Genomic DNA, 17,225 nt, shown 5'->3' with positions numbered 1-17,225 from the left:
GCCACGTGAGCGATCGGACGATCAGCGCAACGGGCCACGAGTCGACGACGGCCTTCAACGGACAACGGGGCATTACCGTGGGTCACGGACGGGTTCCTTCGGTAGTCAGGACGAGGGGTTTGGCGATTTCTCATCCTGCCGCCGAAGAACCCGTCCCCCGAACACCTCAACCCGTGTCGGCGTCTACAACCTCATGACCCGCAACACCTAGCATCCGAATCCGTCACATCGGCGGTCGCCGAGTGAATTGCGTGACAGCGCACGGCAAACCGGACAGATAACCGTTCGGTCACATTAAACGCACGTAGTGGGTTGCGATTTGTGACGAGCATTTCCCCGCGCACCACTGTGACGTACGGTGCAAATGATGCTTGTGTTGTGTATGGCGCCTGTAGAGAAAAATGGGGCTGGCGCCGCCGTCCGCGTTGAGCCCAAGGGGAGCCAAGTCGAATGAGACCTACACGCCGCGGCTCCGCTTCGCGACCGTTCCGCAGGCTGATCCGTCCGCTCATTCCCTCGGCCTTGAGTGTGGCCCTGCTCGTCACCACCCCCGGTCTGGCGCACAGTGATCCGAACGCCGACAGCCTCGGCGCGCTGATCGCCAACGTCGCGAAGGCCAACCAGCGCCTGGAAGATCTGAGCGCCGAGATTCAGGGTGAGCAGGAGGCCGTCAACAAGGCGCTGGTCGACGTGGAGTCCTCGCGTGACAACCTCGCGTCCGCCCAGCACGACCTGGAGGTCAGCCAGCAGTCGGTCAAGGACGCCAACGCGGCCATCGCCGCCGCGCAACGCCGTTTCAATACCTTCGCCGCGGCGATGTACATGAACGGTCCGTCGGGCAGCTACCTGACCGCGCGAAGCCCCGAGGACATCATCGCCACCGAGTCCGCCTCGCGGACCCTGACAGCGAGCACGCAGACGGTGATGGACAACCTGCAGCGGGCGCGGACCGAGCAGGTTAATAGGGAGTCCGCGGCGCGGTTGGCCAAGCAGAAGGCCGAAACGGCCGCCGCCGACGCGAAAGCCAGCCAGGACGCGGCCGTCGCCGCGCTCACCGAGTCGAAGCGCAAGTTCGACGAGCAGCGCGACCAGATCGCCCGGCTGGCCGCCGAGCGGGACGAGGCCCAAGCCAAACTCCAGCAGGCGCAGCTGGCGTCGGCGCATTGGTCGGAGGGCGGCGGGCCGACGACCGGCGATCGCTGGGATCCGGGAGCCCCGGCCGGGCCGTCCATCTCGGGTGGGCGCCGGTGGGACGGGTGGGACCCCACCCTGCCGATGGTGCCCAGTGCCAACGTCCCGGGTGACCCGGTCGCGGTGATCAACCAGGTGCTGGGAATCTCGGCCACCTCCACGCAGGTCACCGCCCAGATGGGCAAGGGCTTCCTGCAGCAGCTCGGCATCCTGCGGCCCGACGACACCGGCATCACCAACGCCTCGCCGGGTGGCCGCATCCCCCGGGTCTACGGCCGGCAGGCCTCCGAATACGTGATCCGCCGCGGCCTCTCGCAGGTCGGCGTGCCCTACTCCTGGGGTGGCGGCAACGCGGCCGGGCCCAGCAAGGGAATCGACTCCGGCGCCGGGATCACCGGCTTCGACTGTTCGGGTCTGGTCCTGTACTCGTTCGCCGGGGTCGGTATCAAGCTGCCGCACTACTCCGGCTCGCAGTACAACCTGGGCCGCAAGATCCCGTCTTCCCAGATGCGCCGCGGCGACGTCATCTTCTACGGCCCGGGCGGCAGCCAGCACGTGACCATCTATCTCGGTCAAGGCCAGATGCTCGAGGCGCCCGACATCGGACTGAAGGTCCGCGTTGCGCCGGTGCGTACCAGCGGCATGACACCGTACGTGGTTCGCTACATCGAATATTAACGAGGAGCTATGCGGCACAAGCGTTTTCGCATGATCAACTTGGCCTGGCTCACCGCCGTGGTGGCCGGGCTGATGTTGTCTGTCGCCGCCCCGGCTCCCGTGGCCAACGCCGATCCCGCGTGGGACCCCACGCTGCCGGCGACCATCAGTGCCGGCGCCCCCGGCGACCCGCTGGCCGTGGCGAACGCCTCGCTGCAGGCCACCGCCCAGGCCACCCAGACCACGATGGACCTGGGCCGGCAATTCCTCGGTGGCCTGGGGATCAACATCCTCGGCGATCCCGCCCCCGCCGCGGCCACTCCCACCAACCCCGGCGGCAAGATCCCGCGGGTCTACGGCCGGCAGGCCATCGAGTACGTGATCAAGCGGATGGGCTCCCAGATGGGTGTTCCGTACTCGTGGGGCGGCGGCTCGCTGGACGGCCCGAGCAAGGGCGTCGGCGACGGCGCCAACATCACCGGCTTTGACTGCTCGGGCCTGATGCGGTACGGATTCGCCGGCGTCGGCGTGCTGATCCCGCGGTTCTCCGGTGACCAGTACAACGCCGGTCGCCACATCCCGCCCAACGAGGCGCGCCGCGGCGATCTGATCTTCTACGGCCCGGGCGGCGGCCAACACGTCACCATGTACCTGGGCAACGGGCAGATGCTGGAAGCCTCCGGCAGCGCGGGCAAGGTGACCGTGAGCCCCGTGCGCAAGCCCGGCATGACGCCGTACCTGACTAGGATCATCGAGTACTGACCCGGGGGCGCTGATTTGCTCCCCGCGCCGCGTGGCGTCGACGGATTCCCAGCGGCCTGGAATAGTTGGACCAGGGCACGGCGAAGCTTTGTCGGCGGGACCGAGAAAGGGATGTGATGACAGCAGCAGGTGGGCCACCCCAGGGGGCCAGCGGTTACCCGGGTGGGCAGTCGGGGCCCGGAGCCCATGCGGCGCCGCCCGGGGGCCCCGACGGATTGGCTGCCGAGGTGCACACCCTGGAGCGGGCCATCTTCGAGGTCAAGCGAATCATCGTCGGCCAGGACCAACTCGTCGAGCGGATGCTGGTCGGGCTGCTGTCCAAGGGGCATGTGCTGCTCGAGGGTGTGCCGGGTGTCGCCAAGACGCTGGCCGTCGAGACGTTCGCCAAGGTGGTGGGCGGGACCTTCGCGCGCATCCAGTTCACGCCGGACCTGGTGCCCACCGACATCATCGGTACCCGCATCTACCGGCAGGGCAAGGAGGAGTTCGACACCGAGCTGGGACCCGTGGTGGTCAACTTCCTGCTCGCCGACGAGATCAACCGCGCGCCCGCCAAGGTGCAGTCGGCGCTGCTGGAGGTCATGGCCGAACGTCAGGTGTCGATCGGCGGCAAGCGGTTCCCGCTGCCCAACCCGTTCCTGGTGATGGCGACGCAAAACCCCATCGAGCACGAGGGTGTCTACCAGCTGCCGGAGGCCCAGCGCGACCGCTTCCTGTTCAAGATCAACGTCGGCTACCCCTCGCCGGAGGAAGAGCGCGAGATCATCTACCGGATGGGTGTCAAACCCCCGCAGCCCAAACAGATTCTCGAGACCGGCGACCTGCTGCGACTGCAAGACATCGCGGCCAACAATTTCGTGCACCACGCGCTGGTCGACTACGTGGTGCGCGTGGTCACCGCCACCCGGCACCCCGAGCAGTTGGGCATGAACGACGTCAAGACCTGGATCTCCTTCGGTGCGTCCCCGCGCGCCTCGCTGGGCATCATCGCCGCGTCGCGATCGCTGGCGTTGGTGCGCGGCCGCGACTATGTGATCCCGCAAGACATCGTGGAGGTCATCCCTGACGTGCTGCGGCACCGGTTGGTGCTCACCTACGACGCGCTCGCCGACGAGATCTCGCCGGAGATCGTGATCAACCGAGTCCTGCAGACCGTCGCCCTTCCGCAAGTGAATGCCGTTCCGCAGCAAGGGCATTCGGTACCGTCGGTGATGCAGGCTGCGGGTGCGGCCGGCAGTCGGTGACTTACGCAAAACCCGCCGCCAAGCCCGCGGCGCTGCATCCGCCGTCGTTTCAGCGCGGACAGATCGACGACCCGAAATTGTCGGCGGCGCTGCGCACCCTCGAGCTCACCGTCCGGCGCAAGCTGGACGGCGTGCTGCACGGCGATCACCTTGGCCTGATTCCCGGGCCCGGTTCGGAGCCGGGGGAGTCGCGCGAATACCAGCCCGGCGACGACGTGCGCCGGATGGACTGGGCGGTCACCGCGCGCACCACCCACCCGCACGTGCGGCAGATGATCGCCGACCGCGAGCTGGAGACGTGGATGGTGGTCGACATGTCGGCCAGCCTGGACTTCGGCACCACGGTCTGCGAAAAGCGCGACCTGGCGGTGGCCGCCGCCGCGGCGATCACGTTTCTCAACAGCGGCGGCGGTAACCGGCTCGGTGCGCTGATCACCAACGGCGCCACCACGGTTCGGGTGCCGGCCAGGTCCGGGCGTCAGCACGAACAGACGCTGTTGCGCACCATCGCGACGATGCCCAAGGCGCCGGTGGGGGTGCGTGGCGACCTGGCGGTCGCCATCGACGCGTTGCGCCGGCCGGAGCGCCGCCGCGGCATGGCGGTGATCATCAGCGACTTCCTGGGGCCGATCAACTGGATGCGTCCGCTGCGCGCGATCGCGGCCCGGCACGAGGTGCTGGCCATCGAGGTGCTCGACCCCCGGGACATCGAACTGCCCGACGTCGGGGACGTTGTGCTGCAGGACGCCGAGACCGGCTTGACCCGCGAGTTCACCGTCGACGCGCAACTCCGTGACGACTTCGCCAAGGCGGCGGCGGCGCACCGCGCCGACGTGGCCCGCACGATTCGCGGTTGCGACGCACCGGTTTTGACGCTGCGCACCGACCGCGACTGGATCGCCGACATCGTCCGCTTCGTGGAGTCCCGACGGCGCGGGGCCTTGGCGGGGCGCCAGTGACGGTGCCTCTGCTCGGCGCAATGTCGCTGTCCGGGTTCGCTCACGCGTGGTGGTTCCTGTTCCTGCTCGTCGTCGCCGGGCTGGTCGTGCTCTATGTGGTGATGCAGCTGGCCCGCCAACGGCGGATGCTGCGGTTCGCCAACATGGAGCTGCTGGAAAGCGTGGCCCCCAAACGGCCCGCCAAATGGCGGCACGTGCCGGCCATGCTCTTGGTGGCCTCGCTGGTGTTGCTCACCGTCGCGATGGCGGGCCCCACCAACGATGTGCGGATCCCGCGCAACCGGGCGGTGGTGATGCTGGTGATCGACGTGTCGCAGTCGATGCGGGCCACCGACGTCGAACCCAACCGGATGGCCGCCGCGCAAGAGGCGGCCAAGCAGTTCGCCGACGAGCTCACCCCGGGCATCAACCTGGGCCTGATCGCCTACGCGGGGACCGCGACCGTGCTGGTGTCGCCGACGACCAACCGCGATGCGACCAAGGTCGCCCTGGACAAGCTGCAATTCGCCGACCGCACCGCCACCGGGGAGGGCATCTTCACCGCGCTGCAGGCCATCGCCACGGTCGGAGCGGTCATCGGCGGCGGCGACAAGCCGCCGCCGGCGCGCATCGTGTTGTTCTCCGACGGCAAGGAGACGATGCCGACCAACCCCGACAACCCGAAGGGCGCGTTCACCGCCGCGCGGACCGCCAAGGATCAGGGCGTGCCGATCTCGACGATCTCGTTCGGCACCCCCTACGGCTTCGTGGAGATCAACGACCAGCGCCAGCCGGTGCCGGTCGACGACGAGACGCTGAAGAAAGTCGCCCAACTCTCCGGCGGAAACTCTTACAACGCAGCCACTTTGGCGGAGCTAAAGGCCGTCTACGCCTCCTTGCAGCAGCAGATCGGGTACGAGACCATCAAGGGCGATGCCAGCGTGGGCTGGCTGCGGCTGGGGGCGCTGGTGCTGGCGCTGGCCGCCCTGGCGGCCCTGCTGATCAACCGTCGCCTGCCGAACTGACCAATTCCCTTTCCCCGCGAACCTAACCGGAGTGCGACTTTCCGTCGTGAATTTCGCCACCCGGTTAGGTTCGCGAGGCCCGCGCTTCCCGTACCCGCTGGATCACGTCGTTGGGGTGGTCTTCCGCAACGACGCGGACCACGATCCATCCGTACTTATTCGACAGCTTCTCGTGCCGGCGGATGTCCTTGCGGTAGTGGTAACGGCTGGTGGCGTGATGTCCGCCGTCATATTCGGCCGCGACCTTGATCTCCTCCCAACCCATGTCCAAAAATGCTTCGGCCCAACCAAATTCGTTGCGGACCGCAATCTGTGTCTGCGGGCGCGGGAATCCGGCGCGGATCAACAGCAGGCGCAGCCAGGTCTCCTTCGGCGACTGCGCCCCACCGTCGACGAGGTCCAGAGTGGCCCTGGCGGCCTTCATGCCACGGCGGCCGCGGTAGCGCTCCGCCAGTTGCTCGACGTCGGCCAGTTTGAGCTGGGTTGCCTGAACGAGAGCGTCGACCGCGGCGACGGCGACGTCCTGGGGGAGACGGCTGGCGAGGTCGAGCGCCGTTCGCTCCGGAGAGGTCACCCGCATGCCGTCGACGATGCAGACCTCGTCGGCCTCGATGCGGTCCTCCCAGACCTGGATACCGGGTTCGCGGCGCGCGTTCGTGTCGATGACGGTGGCGGGCAGACTCGCGCCGACCCATTTGGCGCCGTGCAGCGCCGAAGCCGAGTAACCGGCCAGAATGCCGCGGCGGCGGGAGCGAAGCCACAGCGCTTTGGCGCGTAATCGCGCGGTCAACTCGACATCGCGCGAGATATAGACGTCTTTGTGCAGCGCGACGTAGCGGCTCCGCAACTGATAGTGCGTCAGCGTGCCCGCGGCCCGGGCCTCGCTGCCCAGAAACGGCTCGACCATGCCGGAAGTGTGCCGAGCGCCACCGACACGACCACTGGACATCGGGCGCGGACGGGCAAGAGTCCTGCGCGGGCGAGCAAGTCGTGGGCGGAGCCGCTGCCGAATAGTGAAGCGTGGCCGCGTTTGTCGTGCGTGAGGAGTGTCGATTGCTCGCAGTGATTGCGAAGGGTCAGCCCACCGAGGCGCACCCGCACCCGCTGGTGTTCGTCCATGGCGCCTTTCAGGGCGGATGGTGCTGGGACGAACACATCCTGGACTTCTTCGCAGAACGGGGATTCCGCGTCCTAGCCCCGAGTCTGCGCGGGCACGGCGACAGCGTCACGAACAAGCCGCTGCGGCTGTGCTCGATATCCGACTACGTCGATGACCTGGCATCGGTCGTCGACACGCTGACCCCGCGCCCGATTCTGGTGGGGCATTCGATGGGCGGTTTCGTGGTGCAGAAGTATCTGGTCAGCAACACCGCCCCGGCAGCGGTGCTGCTGGCGTCGGCCCCGCCGCGCGGCCACGTGCGCACGCTGCTGCGGATGCTCCGCCGGCACCCGGGCCGCGCCACGAAATTCAGCCTCACCGGCCGCGTGTCCGACCTGTGCGGGCGCTCGACGAGGGGAGCCCGCGAGCTGTTTTTCGGCGAGGACATGCCGGAGACGGCGATCGCGGCGGCGGTCGACCGGATGCAACCCGAAAGCACCCGGGCGCTGCTGGTCGACATGGGGCCGGCGGCGCTGCTGCGCAGAGCTCGGATCGGTGCTCCCGTGCTGGTGGTCGGCGGACAGGACGACGTGATGTATCCGCCCCGCGACGTCGTTGCCACGGCGGCGTACTACCGCACCGAGCCCAGCATCATCTCGAGGATCGGGCACGAGATGATGCTCGAACCCCGCTGGCCGGTGGTCGCCGAATGCATCCTGTCCTGGTTGATCCAGCGCGGGCTGTAGGACGCAGGTTTGCGGTGCAACCGGCGGGTGATTTCGGCGTCGTCAAGGCAAGGCGATAAGTTGACCGGGTGACTGACACAGCCACCGAGCTCGCCGCGACCGGCGGTAAACCCCCCTTCGTATCGCGTTCAGTCCTGGTCACCGGCGGAAACCGGGGCATCGGATTGGCGATCGCGCAGCGGCTGGCCGCCGACGGCCACAAGGTCGCCGTCACCCACCGCGGATCCGGGGCACCCGACGGCCTCTTCGGCGTCGTGTGTGACGTCACCGATAGCGACGCCGTCGACCGCGCGTTCAAGGAGGTCGAAGAACACCAAGGCCCGGTCGAGGTGCTGGTCTCCAACGCCGGCATCTCCAAGGACGCCTTTTTGATCCGGATGACCGAGGAACGGTTCACCGAGGTCATCAACGCCAACCTCACCGGCGCGTTCCGGGTGGCCCAGCGGGCGTCGCGCAGCATGCAGCGCAAGCGGTTCGGCCGGATCATCTTCATCGGGTCGGTATCGGGCATGTGGGGCATCGGCAACCAGGCCAACTACGCCGCCGCCAAGGCCGGCCTGATCGGCATGGCCCGCTCGATCTCCCGCGAGCTGTCCAAGGCCGGGGTGACCGCCAACGTGGTTGCCCCCGGCTACATCGACACCGAGATGACCCGCGCGCTCGACGAGCGGATCCAAGCGGGTGCACTGGAATTCATCCCGGCCAAGCGGGTGGGCACGGCCGAGGAGGTGGCCGGGGTGGTCAGCTTCCTGGCGTCGGAGGATGCGAGCTACATCGCCGGCGCGGTCATCCCCGTCGACGGCGGCATGGGCATGGGTCATTAAGAGAGAAAAGGACTTTCACATGTCAGGACTGCTCGACGGTAAACGGATCCTGATCACCGGGATCATCACCGACTCCTCGATCGCGTTTCACATTGCGAAGGTCGCCCAGGAAGCCGGTGCGCAGCTGGTGCTGACCGGATTCGACCGGTTGCGGCTGATCCAGCGCATCGCCGACCGGCTGCCCGAGGAGGCCCCGCTGATCGAACTCGACGTGCAAAACGAGCAACACCTGGACACCCTGGCCGAGCGGGTAACCGCCGAGATCGGTGCGGGCAACAAGCTGGACGGCGTGGTGCACTCGATCGGCTTCATGCCGCAGACCGGCATGGGAATCAACCCGTTCTTCGACGCGCCGTACGAAGACGTCTCCAAAGGCATTCACATCTCGGCATATTCGTATGCCTCGCTGGCCAAGGCGCTGCTGCCGATCATGAATCCCGGCGGCTCCATCGTCGGCATGGATTTCGACCCGTCCCGGGCGATGCCGGCCTACAACTGGATGACGGTCGCCAAGAGCGCGCTGGAGTCGGTCAACCGATTCGTGGCACGTGAGGCCGGCAAGGCCGGCGTGCGCTCCAATCTGGTTGCCGCCGGGCCGATCCGGACGCTCGCAATGAGCGCGATCGTCGGTGGTGCGCTGGGCGAAGAGGCCGGCGCCCAGATGCAGCTGCTGGAGGAAGGCTGGGACCAGCGGGCCCCGATCGGGTGGAACATGAAGGATCCCACCCCGGTGGCCAAGACGGTGTGCGCGCTGCTGTCCGACTGGCTGCCGGCGACCACCGGCACCATCATCTACGCCGACGGCGGCGCCAGCACCCAATTGCTGTAGACAGCAATGGAATTCGACGCCGTCCTGCTGCTGTCCTTCGGCGGGCCAGAGGGCCCCGAACAGGTACGGCCGTTCCTGGAGAATGTCACCCGTGGGCGCGATGTGCCGCCGGAACGGCTCGACCATGTCGCCGAGCACTATATGTACTTCGGCGGCGTCTCGCCGATCAACGGCATCAACCGGGCACTGATCGCCCAGCTGGAACACGAGCTTGCCAACCGGAGCCTGGACCTGCCGGTGTATTTCGGCAACCGCAACTGGGAACCGTACGTCGAGGACACGGTGACGGCCATGCGCGACAACGGCATTCGCCGTGCGGCGGTGTTCACCACCTCGGCGTGGAGCGGCTATTCCAGCTGCACGCAGTACGTCGAAGACATTGCCCGCGCCCGCCAGGCCGCCGGACCCGATGCGCCCCAATTGGTCAAGCTGCGGCCCTATTTCGACCATCCGCGGTTCGTGCAGATTTTCGCCGACGCCATCCGCGCGGCCGCCGGCGCGTTGACGCCCGAGCAACAAGCCGGCGCCCGACTGCTTTTCACGGCCCATTCGATTCCGGTGGCCGCCGACGAACGGATGGGCCCGCGGTTATACAGCCGCCAGGTTGCCTACGCCGCTTGGCTGGTCGCGACCGCGGCCGGATACACCGAGTACGACCTGTCCTGGCAGTCGCGGTCGGGGCCACCCCAGGTGCCGTGGCTGGAACCCGAGGTCGAAGACCAGGTGGCCGCCCTGGCCGAAGCGGGCACCAAGGCCGTGATCGTGTGCCCGGTCGGCTTCGTGGCCGACCACATCGAGGTGGTGTGGGATCTCGACGAAGAGCTGCGAGCGCAGGCGGAGACGGCCGGCATGACGCTGGTGCGGGCCGCAACGCCCAACGCGCACCCGCGATTCGCGCAGTTGGCCGTGGACTTGATCGACGAGTTACGGTATGGCCGCGCACCCGAGCGGGTGAGCGGTCCCGACCCGGTACCCGGCTGCCTCGCCAGCGTCGACGGACAGGGCTGCCGCCCGCCGCATTGCGTTGCGGGACAGCGCAGTTAGTCGGCCCAGGCCGAGTGCAGAATCGCGTTGACCGCGGCTATCCGCGCCGACCGCACCACCCCGGTCAACGGTCGCAGCGCATCGCCGGCGATGCGCGCCTCGGATGCGGATTGCGTGCCGAGGGGTTCCAGCCCGGCCGCGACCGGCGCGGTGAACCGCTCGGATGAGTCGGACCGGGTAAGCCCGGCGCTGACCGCGATGATCGCGTCGACGTGCGCGGCATTCTCCAGCACCCGCAGTGCCCGCCGCGGTGCGTGGTCGGGAACCCGGTGTTGCCGTGCGGATTCCAGCAGCTGCTCGACCAAACCTCGCGGGTCGTCGACGGCGCTGGCCGCTCCCAGCCCGATGGCGCCCAGTGCGTCGGCCGCCGAACGCACGGCCGACCGCAGCGAGTATTCGGCATCGCCGAGCTCGTGATGGTCCAACACCGGCGCGCCGGGTAGCGAGTACACCGTCCACCCCAGCGCGCACAGCTCCGGTGCACCGCCCTCGTCGTCGTCGTCGCAATCGGCGTAGGAGAACTCGGGGACCAGGCCGACGGCGGCGGCGGGATCGTCGGCGTTGGTGACGATCACAGCCTCACCGGCCGCCAGCGCGTCACGCTCGAACTGGGTGCCGGGAGCCAGGCCGCGCACGTCGCCGGGCACCGGCAACACCACATTGATCGTTCCCCGCGCGGGCGCCGGGGTGCCGGCGGAACCCGGGCACGTCGACCGGCCGACGGCACCGCGCAGTGTCTGCAACAGCGTGACCGTCCCGGCGTCATGCACATCGGGCCATGGCAGCCCGGTGTGACCGGCGGCGACCGCATCATACGCGGTGACGGATTGCTTTGGCGCCCAAAGAGATAACGCGTCCAACACGTCGTCGGGCGCGGCCTTGCCCGCGAGCCAGGCGTTAGCCCACAGGGACAGCGAAACACTGGGACACCACATGATGCGCAGTGTAGTTGTTTGGTCCGGCAAAGGCGGATCGCGCGTATTCTGACGGCATGGCGATCGCGCTGGGTTGGCTAATCTTCGCACTGGCCCTGGCCGGTGCCGAAGCGCTCACTGGCGACATGTTTTTGCTGATGCTGGGGGGCGGCGCGCTGGCCGCGGCCGGGACGGCCTGGCTCACCGATTGGCCGATCCTGGCCGACGGCGCGGTGTTCCTCGTGGTGTCGGTCCTGCTGGTGGTGCTGGTCCGGCCGGCGTTGCGGCAGCGGGTCACGCCGAAGTCGTTGCCGACCGGAGTCGAGGCGCTGGAGGGCAAGAAGGCCCTGGTGCTGGGCCGGGTCGCCCGCGACGAAGGCCAGGTCAAGCTTGACGGCCAGGTGTGGACGGCGCGACCGTTCAACGATGACGATGTCTACGAACCGGGGGAATCGGTCACCGTCGTGCACATCGACGGTGCCACGGCGGTCGTCTTGAAACATTGACCGTCGGCCACAAGCGCTGCGAACACGCTGCGAGAGAAAGGAACTCCGGTGGAAGGTGCGGTTGCGGGTTTGGTGTTGCTGGCCGTCCTGGTGATCTTTGCGATCATCGTGGTGGCCAAATCGGTGGCGTTGATCCCGCAGGCCGAGGCCGCGGTGATCGAGCGGCTGGGTCGGTACAGCCGCACCGTCAGCGGCCAGTTGACGTTGTTGGTGCCCTTCATCGACCGCGTCCGCGCGCGGGTGGATTTGCGTGAGCGGGTGGTGTCGTTTCCGCCGCAGCCGGTGATCACCGAGGACAACCTCACGCTCAACATCGACACCGTCGTCTACTTCCAGGTCACCGTTCCGCAGGCGGCCGTGTACGAGATCAGCAACTACATCGTTGGCGTCGAGCAGCTCACCACGACCACGCTGCGCAACGTCGTCGGCGGCATGACCCTCGAGCAGACCCTGACTTCCCGCGATCAGATCAACGCGCAGCTGCGCGGCGTGTTGGACGAGGCCACCGGGCGCTGGGGGCTTCGGGTGGCCCGGGTGGAGCTGCGCAGCATCGACCCGCCGCCGTCGATCCAGGCATCGATGGAAAAGCAGATGAAAGCCGACCGGGAGAAGCGGGCGATGATCCTGACCGCCGAGGGCACCCGGGAGGCCGCGATCAAGCAGGCCGAGGGCGCCAAGCAAGCACAGATCCTGGCCGCCGAGGGGGCCAAGCAGGCCGCGATCCTGGCCGCCGAGGCCGACCGCCAGTCCCGGATGCTGCGCGCGCAGGGGGAACGGGCCGCGGCCTACCTGCAGGCGCAAGGACAGGCCAAGGCCATCGAGAAGACGTTCGCGGCGATCAAGGCGGGCCGGCCCACTCCGGAAATGCTGGCCTACCAGTACCTGCAGACGCTGCCGGAGATGGCGCGTGGTGACGCCAACAAGGTCTGGGTGGTGCCCAGCGACTTCGGCGCGGCGTTACAGGGCTTCACCAAGCTGCTGGGCACGCCGGGCGAGGACGGAGTGTTCCGGTTCCAGCCATCGCCCGTCGACGACGCCCCCAAGCACAGCGCCGACGACGACGCCGACGTCGCCGACTGGTTCTCCACCGAAAGCGATCCGGCGATCGCGCAGGCGGTGGCCAAGGCGGAGGCGATAGCGCGCCAGCCGGTCGACGGCCGGCCGGGAGCGCCGCCGGAATTGACCCGGTAGCGGCACTAGGATTGCTGGATGAGCGTTTTGACTTCGCCGAAAACCTATGCGGCCCTCGCGGCGTTCCACGCCGTCGACGCGGTGGCGTGCGGTATGCAGGTGGCTCCGGTCAAAAAGACGCTGGACGACGTGGGCGTCCCGGAGAACATCCGGCCGGTGTTCCCGGTGGTGAAGGCCGCCGCGGCGGTCGGCCTGGCGTCGGTCGGCCGCTTCCCCGCTCTGGCGAGGCTGACGACGGCAATGCTGACGCTGTACTTCGTGTTGGCGGCGGGCGCGCACGTGCGGGTACGGGACAAGGTCGTCAACGGCTTGCCGGCCGCGGTGTTCTTGGCGCTGTTCGCCGCGATGACGGTCAAGGGGCCCGCCCGCACCCGGTAGGTCAGTGCGGTGGCGCGGTCACGGCCGTCAGCTGCCACCGGTCCAGCCAGGGCTGCACGAGCTCGGCCACGGAATACTTCGCGGGCGCCAGGCAGCCCGCATTGGGACTGGCGGGGTTGCTGCCGCGGATGTCGATGCCGACGGCGGTGGCGGTGCCGTCGCCGCGCATCAGATAGACCGGGCCGCCCGAATCGCCGCATTGGCCGCCCGCAGCGAACGTAACCTTGCTTTCGGTGACGTCGAGGATCTGTCCGCATTCGGCCTCGCCGCTGCTCATGCCGAACTTGCACAACTGCTGGCCGATCGCCAGATCGCCGGTGACCCCGGTGATCGGCAGCGTGGCAGCGACGGCCGAACTTTGTGGAACATGGTCGCTGAGCACGATCAGGCCGATGTCGTGCTGTTCGCTGTGCACCCCTTCGCTGACGGTCTTGACGAACGTGCCGATCGTTGCGTAGGGGAGGATGCCGCCGAGGTTCATCCACACCTTGCTCGGCGTGCCGGGCCGGTTGCAGTGCCCGGCGGTCAAGATGCCCGCCGCGCCCGTGCTGGTGTGCACCAAAAACCCTGCGGTACAACCCATTCCGCCGGAGCCGTCGCCGTATTCGACGTAGATGCCGCTGCCCGGCCCCGCCGCACCGGCCGCGGGCAGCGCGATGGGCGTCGGGTCGGGTACCGGGATGGGATCGGACACATAGCCGATGTTCTTGGGCATCAGCCAGATGGCCACGATGCAGATCGCGGCGACGACTGCGGCCGCGATCGTCAACTTCGAGGCATGGGCCCGGGGCCGGGGTGCCGGTGTGTAGGGGATCGCGGCGCGGGCGGCCAGCACCGCCCCGCCCGGAACGCGATGCAGCTTGATGCGGTCGAGCACGAACGACAGCACCGCGACGGCCACCGAGGCGAACGCGCCCAGCAGCAGCATCAGCAGGCCGGTGCGCGACGGCTGCACGCTGAAACTCGCCAACTGCTGGGCGTAAAGCCTCTCCATTGAGTAGATCTTTCAGGCAACTCCCGACGCACTCAACCGTGCGTTGGGAGTTAGCTGACGACGGCCGGCTCGGCGGCCGGGTCGTCGGGCCGCGACGGGTGCTGCCGACGGTAGTGACGGACCTCCCGGAACAGACCCGTCAGTCCCAGGGCGCTGGTGCACAACGAGAACACAAAGAGCAGGGGGCTGGGGTGCCCGGCCAGCGCGTCGCCGAGGAACACCACCGCGGCGGTGCCCGGCAGCAGCCCGGCCAGCGTGGCCAGCGTGTACGGGGCCAGGGCCACCGCCGACGCGGCGGCGGCGTAGTTGACCACCGAAAACGGCAGGACAGGAATCAGCCGCAACGACAGCACCGACACCCAGCCCCGCTCGCGCAGTCGCTCGTCGGCGCGGTGAATGGCCCGGTAGCGCACCAGCCGGTTGAGCCGCCACCCGGCGGCACGGACGAGGATCAGCGCCAGCACCGCGCTGGCCGTGCTGGCCGCCACGGCGATCAGCACGCCCAGGGCCGGCCCGAACAGCAGACCCGCGGCCAGGGTGAACGCGGTGCGCGGGATCGGGAAGACGGTGACCAGGATGTGCGCAACCAGGAACGCCAGCGGGAACCACGGGCCGACCGATTCGGCCCAGTCGCGCAGCTGCACCGCGCTGGGCAGCGGAACCCACAGCGCCACCGCGATCAGGACTGTGATCCCAACCACTGCGGCCAGGGCGCGGGGCCGCGACAGCCCGCGCGCGGTCATTCCCAGCGCGCGCGCCAGAGTGCGCAGCGTGCCGGCGGTTTTGGGGGTGGCGGGACCCGTCACGGCATGCCACGTTACGGGCCGCACATGAATAACCCGTATCCCGAGCCTGGCGTTTCGCCGCCCACCGGCCCCGTGCGCGGCCCGATCGCGGCGCCGAGCGGTTTTTTAGCGGCGGGGTCAATCAATTAGCCTGATTAGCGAGTCGCATATCCCGAGCAACCTCAAACAACGTTGCCACAGCTGCGAAAACAGGAGCAGTCGGTGTCCATTGATGTACCCGAGCTCGCCGGCCTGGAACAGGTTCGCGAGCGCTGGCGCACCGCGGTTGCCGGTGTGCTTGCCAAGAGCACCCGCAAGGAACCCGCCGAGTTGGGGCAAGAGCCCGAACATCTGCTGGACATCCCGACCTACGACGGCTTCGCCGTCCGTCCGCTCTACACCGCCTTCGACGAGTTGCCCGAGCCGGCGCTGCCCGGGGAGTGGCCCTACCTGCGCGGCGGGGACCCGTTCCGCGACGTCAAGTCCGGCTGGAAGGTCGTCGAGATCTTTCCGAGCGCCGCAACCGGGGCCGCCGAAGCCAACGCCGCGATACTCGGCGCCCTGGGCGAGGGCGTCTCCGCGCTGCTCATCCGGGTCGGCGACGGCGGTGTCGCGCCCGACGAGCTCGAGGCGCTGCTGGCGGGGGTTTACCTGAGCATGGCGCCGCTCATCGTCGACGCCGGCGCCGACTACGCCGCGGCCAGTGCCGCGGTGCTCGCCCTGGTGGCCGCCGTCGAGCCCGACCAGCGCGCGACCTTGTCGGTCGACCTGGGTGCCGACCCGCTGACCGCCGCGCTGAGTGGGCGCGGCGCCCCGGCGATCGACGACGTCGTCGCGGTCGCCTCGCGTGCGGCCGGAGAGCGCGGCGTGCGGGCCATCACGGTAAACGGACCGGCGTTGCACAACCTGGGGGCCAACGCGTCTTGGGAGCTGGCCGGCAGCGTCGCGGCGGCGGTGGCCTACCTGCGGGTGCTGACCGAATCCGGGCTGCCGGTCGGCCAGGCGCTGGGTCAGATCAGTTTCCGGTTGGCCGCCGATGACGACCAGTTCATGACGATCGCCAAGATGCGTGCGGTGCGTCAACTGTGGGCGCGTGTCGGCGAGGTCGTCGGCGAGCCGGACACCGGTCGGGCGATCGTGCATGCGCAGACGTCGTTGCCGATGATGACCCAGCGCGACCCCTGGGTGAACATGCTGCGCTGCACGCTCGCCGCCTTCGGGGCCGGCGTCGGCGGCGCCGACAGCGTGCTGGTGTTCCCGTTCGACATCGCGATCCCGGGCGGTTTCCCGGGCACCGCAAGGAGTTTCGCGCGACGCATCGCCCGCAACACGCAGCTGCTGCTGCTGGAGGAGTCGCACGTCGGCCGGGTTCTGGACCCGGCGGGCGGTTCCTGGTACGTCGAAGATCTGACTGCGCAGCTGGCTAAGCAGGCCTGGGAGCACTTCCAGGTTATCGAGGCGCGCGGCGGCTTCGCCGACGCGCGCCACTACCTGGCCGGGCAGATCGCCGAGGTCGCGGCGCGCCGCGCCGACGACATCGCGCACCGTCGCACCGCGATCACCGGCGTCAACGAATTTCCCAACCTCGCCGAACCCGCACTGCCGCACAGTGATTCGATCGGCCAACCGGACGTCGGGAACTTGCAGCGCTACGCCGCGGGGTTCGAGGCGCTGCGTGATCGTTCGGACGCCTTCCTGGCGCGTACGGGTGCGCGGCCGACCACGCTGCTGTTGCCGCTGGGCCCGCTGGCCGAGCACAACATCCGCGCCACGTTCGCGGCGAACCTGCTGGCCTCCGGCGGCATCGAGGCGGTCAATCCAGGGACTGTCGATGCCGACGGTGTCGCGGCCGCGGTGTCGCAGGCCGGCTCGCCCGCCGCGGCGGTGATCTGCGGCACCGACCGGCGCTACGGCACCGAAGTGGCCGGAATCGTCGCCGCCGCGCGCGCCGCGGGGGTGTCGCAAGTGTATTTGGCCGGACCGGAAAAGGCGGTCGCCGACGTTGCGCCGCAGCACCGGCCCGACGCCTACCTGACGGCCAAAATCAATGCGATCCAAGCGCTTTCGGATCTGCTCACTCGGTTGGGGGCATGACACG

Annotated in this window: 17 protein-coding genes; 13 read left to right on the top strand and 4 right to left on the bottom strand. The window is 68.6% G+C overall.

Annotation, left to right across the window (positions count from 1 at the left end; translation table 11 throughout):
• The first annotated feature begins 450 nt into the window (after positions 1 to 450).
• From ripA to AWC25_RS20695, 5 genes are all read left to right on the top strand, one after another.
• Positions 451 to 1,869 carry an NlpC/P60 family peptidoglycan endopeptidase RipA gene (ripA, locus tag AWC25_RS20715; RefSeq protein WP_085167422.1) on the top strand — a complete coding sequence of 473 codons (1,419 nt, stop codon included), beginning with the start codon at positions 451 to 453 and terminating at the stop codon, positions 1,867 to 1,869.
• Between the two features lie 9 nt (positions 1,870 to 1,878).
• Positions 1,879 to 2,610, top strand: a complete 732-nt coding sequence (ripB, locus tag AWC25_RS20710; RefSeq protein WP_069401192.1) for an NlpC/P60 family peptidoglycan endopeptidase RipB — start codon at positions 1,879 to 1,881, stop codon at positions 2,608 to 2,610.
• A 116-nt stretch (positions 2,611 to 2,726) separates the two neighbouring features.
• Entirely contained in the window at positions 2,727 to 3,854 is a 1,128-nt protein-coding gene (gene moxR1, locus AWC25_RS20705) for a chaperone MoxR1 (RefSeq protein WP_069401191.1), read from the top strand.
• Positions 3,851 to 4,813: a DUF58 domain-containing protein gene (locus tag AWC25_RS20700; protein ID WP_069401190.1), complete on the top strand. Its 963-nt coding sequence runs from the start codon at positions 3,851 to 3,853 to the stop codon at positions 4,811 to 4,813. Before moxR1 ends, AWC25_RS20700 begins: the two co-directional genes overlap by 4 nt.
• Positions 4,810 to 5,817 (top strand): VWA domain-containing protein, encoded by a 1,008-nt coding sequence (locus AWC25_RS20695; RefSeq protein ID WP_069401189.1) that lies wholly within the window; start codon positions 4,810 to 4,812, stop codon positions 5,815 to 5,817. The genes AWC25_RS20700 and AWC25_RS20695 overlap by 4 nt, the downstream gene beginning before the upstream one ends.
• 64 nt (positions 5,818 to 5,881) lie before the next feature.
• Here AWC25_RS20695 and AWC25_RS20690 read toward each other — a convergent pair whose 3' ends face one another.
• On the bottom strand, positions 5,882 to 6,724 hold the full coding sequence (locus AWC25_RS20690; RefSeq protein WP_069401188.1) for a type IV toxin-antitoxin system AbiEi family antitoxin: 843 nt from the start codon (positions 6,722 to 6,724) through the stop codon (positions 5,882 to 5,884).
• Positions 6,725 to 6,879: 155 nt separating this feature from the next.
• Between AWC25_RS20690 and AWC25_RS20685 the strand changes: the two genes are divergently transcribed.
• The 4 genes from AWC25_RS20685 to AWC25_RS20670 all read left to right on the top strand — a co-directional run bounded on the left by AWC25_RS20685 (position 6,880) and on the right by AWC25_RS20670 (position 10,359).
• Positions 6,880 to 7,662, top strand: a complete 783-nt coding sequence (locus tag AWC25_RS20685) for an alpha/beta hydrolase (RefSeq protein WP_244899569.1) — start codon at positions 6,880 to 6,882, stop codon at positions 7,660 to 7,662.
• Between the two features lie 68 nt (positions 7,663 to 7,730).
• Entirely contained in the window at positions 7,731 to 8,486 is a 756-nt protein-coding gene (gene fabG1 / locus AWC25_RS20680) for a 3-oxoacyl-ACP reductase FabG1 (protein ID WP_069401187.1), read from the top strand.
• A 19-nt stretch (positions 8,487 to 8,505) separates the two neighbouring features.
• The gene (gene inhA / locus AWC25_RS20675) at positions 8,506 to 9,315 is read left to right on the top strand and encodes an NADH-dependent enoyl-ACP reductase InhA (protein ID WP_085167420.1); all 810 of its coding nucleotides are present in this window, start codon (positions 8,506 to 8,508) and stop codon (positions 9,313 to 9,315) included.
• Between the two features lie 6 nt (positions 9,316 to 9,321).
• Complete coding sequence (locus tag AWC25_RS20670) at positions 9,322 to 10,359, top strand: ferrochelatase (protein ID WP_069401185.1); 1,038 nt, start codon at positions 9,322 to 9,324, stop codon at positions 10,357 to 10,359.
• On the opposite strand, the gene AWC25_RS20665 is transcribed toward AWC25_RS20670, so the two are convergent.
• A complete protein-coding gene (locus AWC25_RS20665; protein ID WP_085167418.1) occupies positions 10,356 to 11,294 on the bottom strand; it encodes a hypothetical protein in 939 nt (312 codons plus the stop codon). The genes AWC25_RS20670 and AWC25_RS20665 overlap by 4 nt on opposite strands.
• Before the next feature lie 56 nt (positions 11,295 to 11,350).
• On the opposite strand from AWC25_RS20665, the gene AWC25_RS20660 reads away from it, so the two are divergent.
• The 3 genes from AWC25_RS20660 to AWC25_RS20650 are packed head-to-tail and all read left to right on the top strand — an operon-like array spanning position 11,351 to position 13,348.
• The gene (locus AWC25_RS20660) at positions 11,351 to 11,779 is read left to right on the top strand and encodes an NfeD family protein (protein WP_069401183.1); all 429 of its coding nucleotides are present in this window, start codon (positions 11,351 to 11,353) and stop codon (positions 11,777 to 11,779) included.
• A gap of 48 nt (positions 11,780 to 11,827) precedes the next feature.
• The gene (locus AWC25_RS20655; protein ID WP_069401182.1) at positions 11,828 to 12,970 is read left to right on the top strand and encodes an SPFH domain-containing protein; all 1,143 of its coding nucleotides are present in this window, start codon (positions 11,828 to 11,830) and stop codon (positions 12,968 to 12,970) included.
• A gap of 18 nt (positions 12,971 to 12,988) precedes the next feature.
• Positions 12,989 to 13,348, top strand: coding sequence for a DoxX family protein (locus tag AWC25_RS20650; RefSeq protein WP_085167416.1), 360 nt, complete (start codon positions 12,989 to 12,991; stop codon positions 13,346 to 13,348).
• Between the two features lies 1 nt (position 13,349).
• On the opposite strand, the gene AWC25_RS20645 is transcribed toward AWC25_RS20650, so the two are convergent.
• Both AWC25_RS20645 and AWC25_RS20640 read right to left on the bottom strand, forming a co-directional pair.
• Positions 13,350 to 14,342 carry a S1 family peptidase gene (locus tag AWC25_RS20645; protein WP_085167413.1) on the bottom strand — a complete coding sequence of 331 codons (993 nt, stop codon included), beginning with the start codon at positions 14,340 to 14,342 and terminating at the stop codon, positions 13,350 to 13,352.
• Between the two features lie 50 nt (positions 14,343 to 14,392).
• Complete coding sequence (locus tag AWC25_RS20640) at positions 14,393 to 15,148, bottom strand: TVP38/TMEM64 family protein (protein ID WP_085167411.1); 756 nt, start codon at positions 15,146 to 15,148, stop codon at positions 14,393 to 14,395.
• A gap of 201 nt (positions 15,149 to 15,349) precedes the next feature.
• On the opposite strand from AWC25_RS20640, the gene mutA reads away from it, so the two are divergent.
• Positions 15,350 to 17,221, top strand: coding sequence for a methylmalonyl-CoA mutase small subunit (gene mutA / locus AWC25_RS20635; protein WP_085167446.1), 1,872 nt, complete (start codon positions 15,350 to 15,352; stop codon positions 17,219 to 17,221).
• Positions 17,222 to 17,225: the final 4 nt, after the last annotated feature.

The sequence above is a fragment of the Mycobacterium sherrisii genome (assembly GCF_002102355.1).
GTDB classification, from domain to species: domain Bacteria; phylum Actinomycetota; class Actinomycetes; order Mycobacteriales; family Mycobacteriaceae; genus Mycobacterium; species Mycobacterium sherrisii.
The sequence above is the reverse complement of the archived record's forward strand: the minus strand, read 5'-3'. Positions and strand labels throughout refer to the sequence as shown.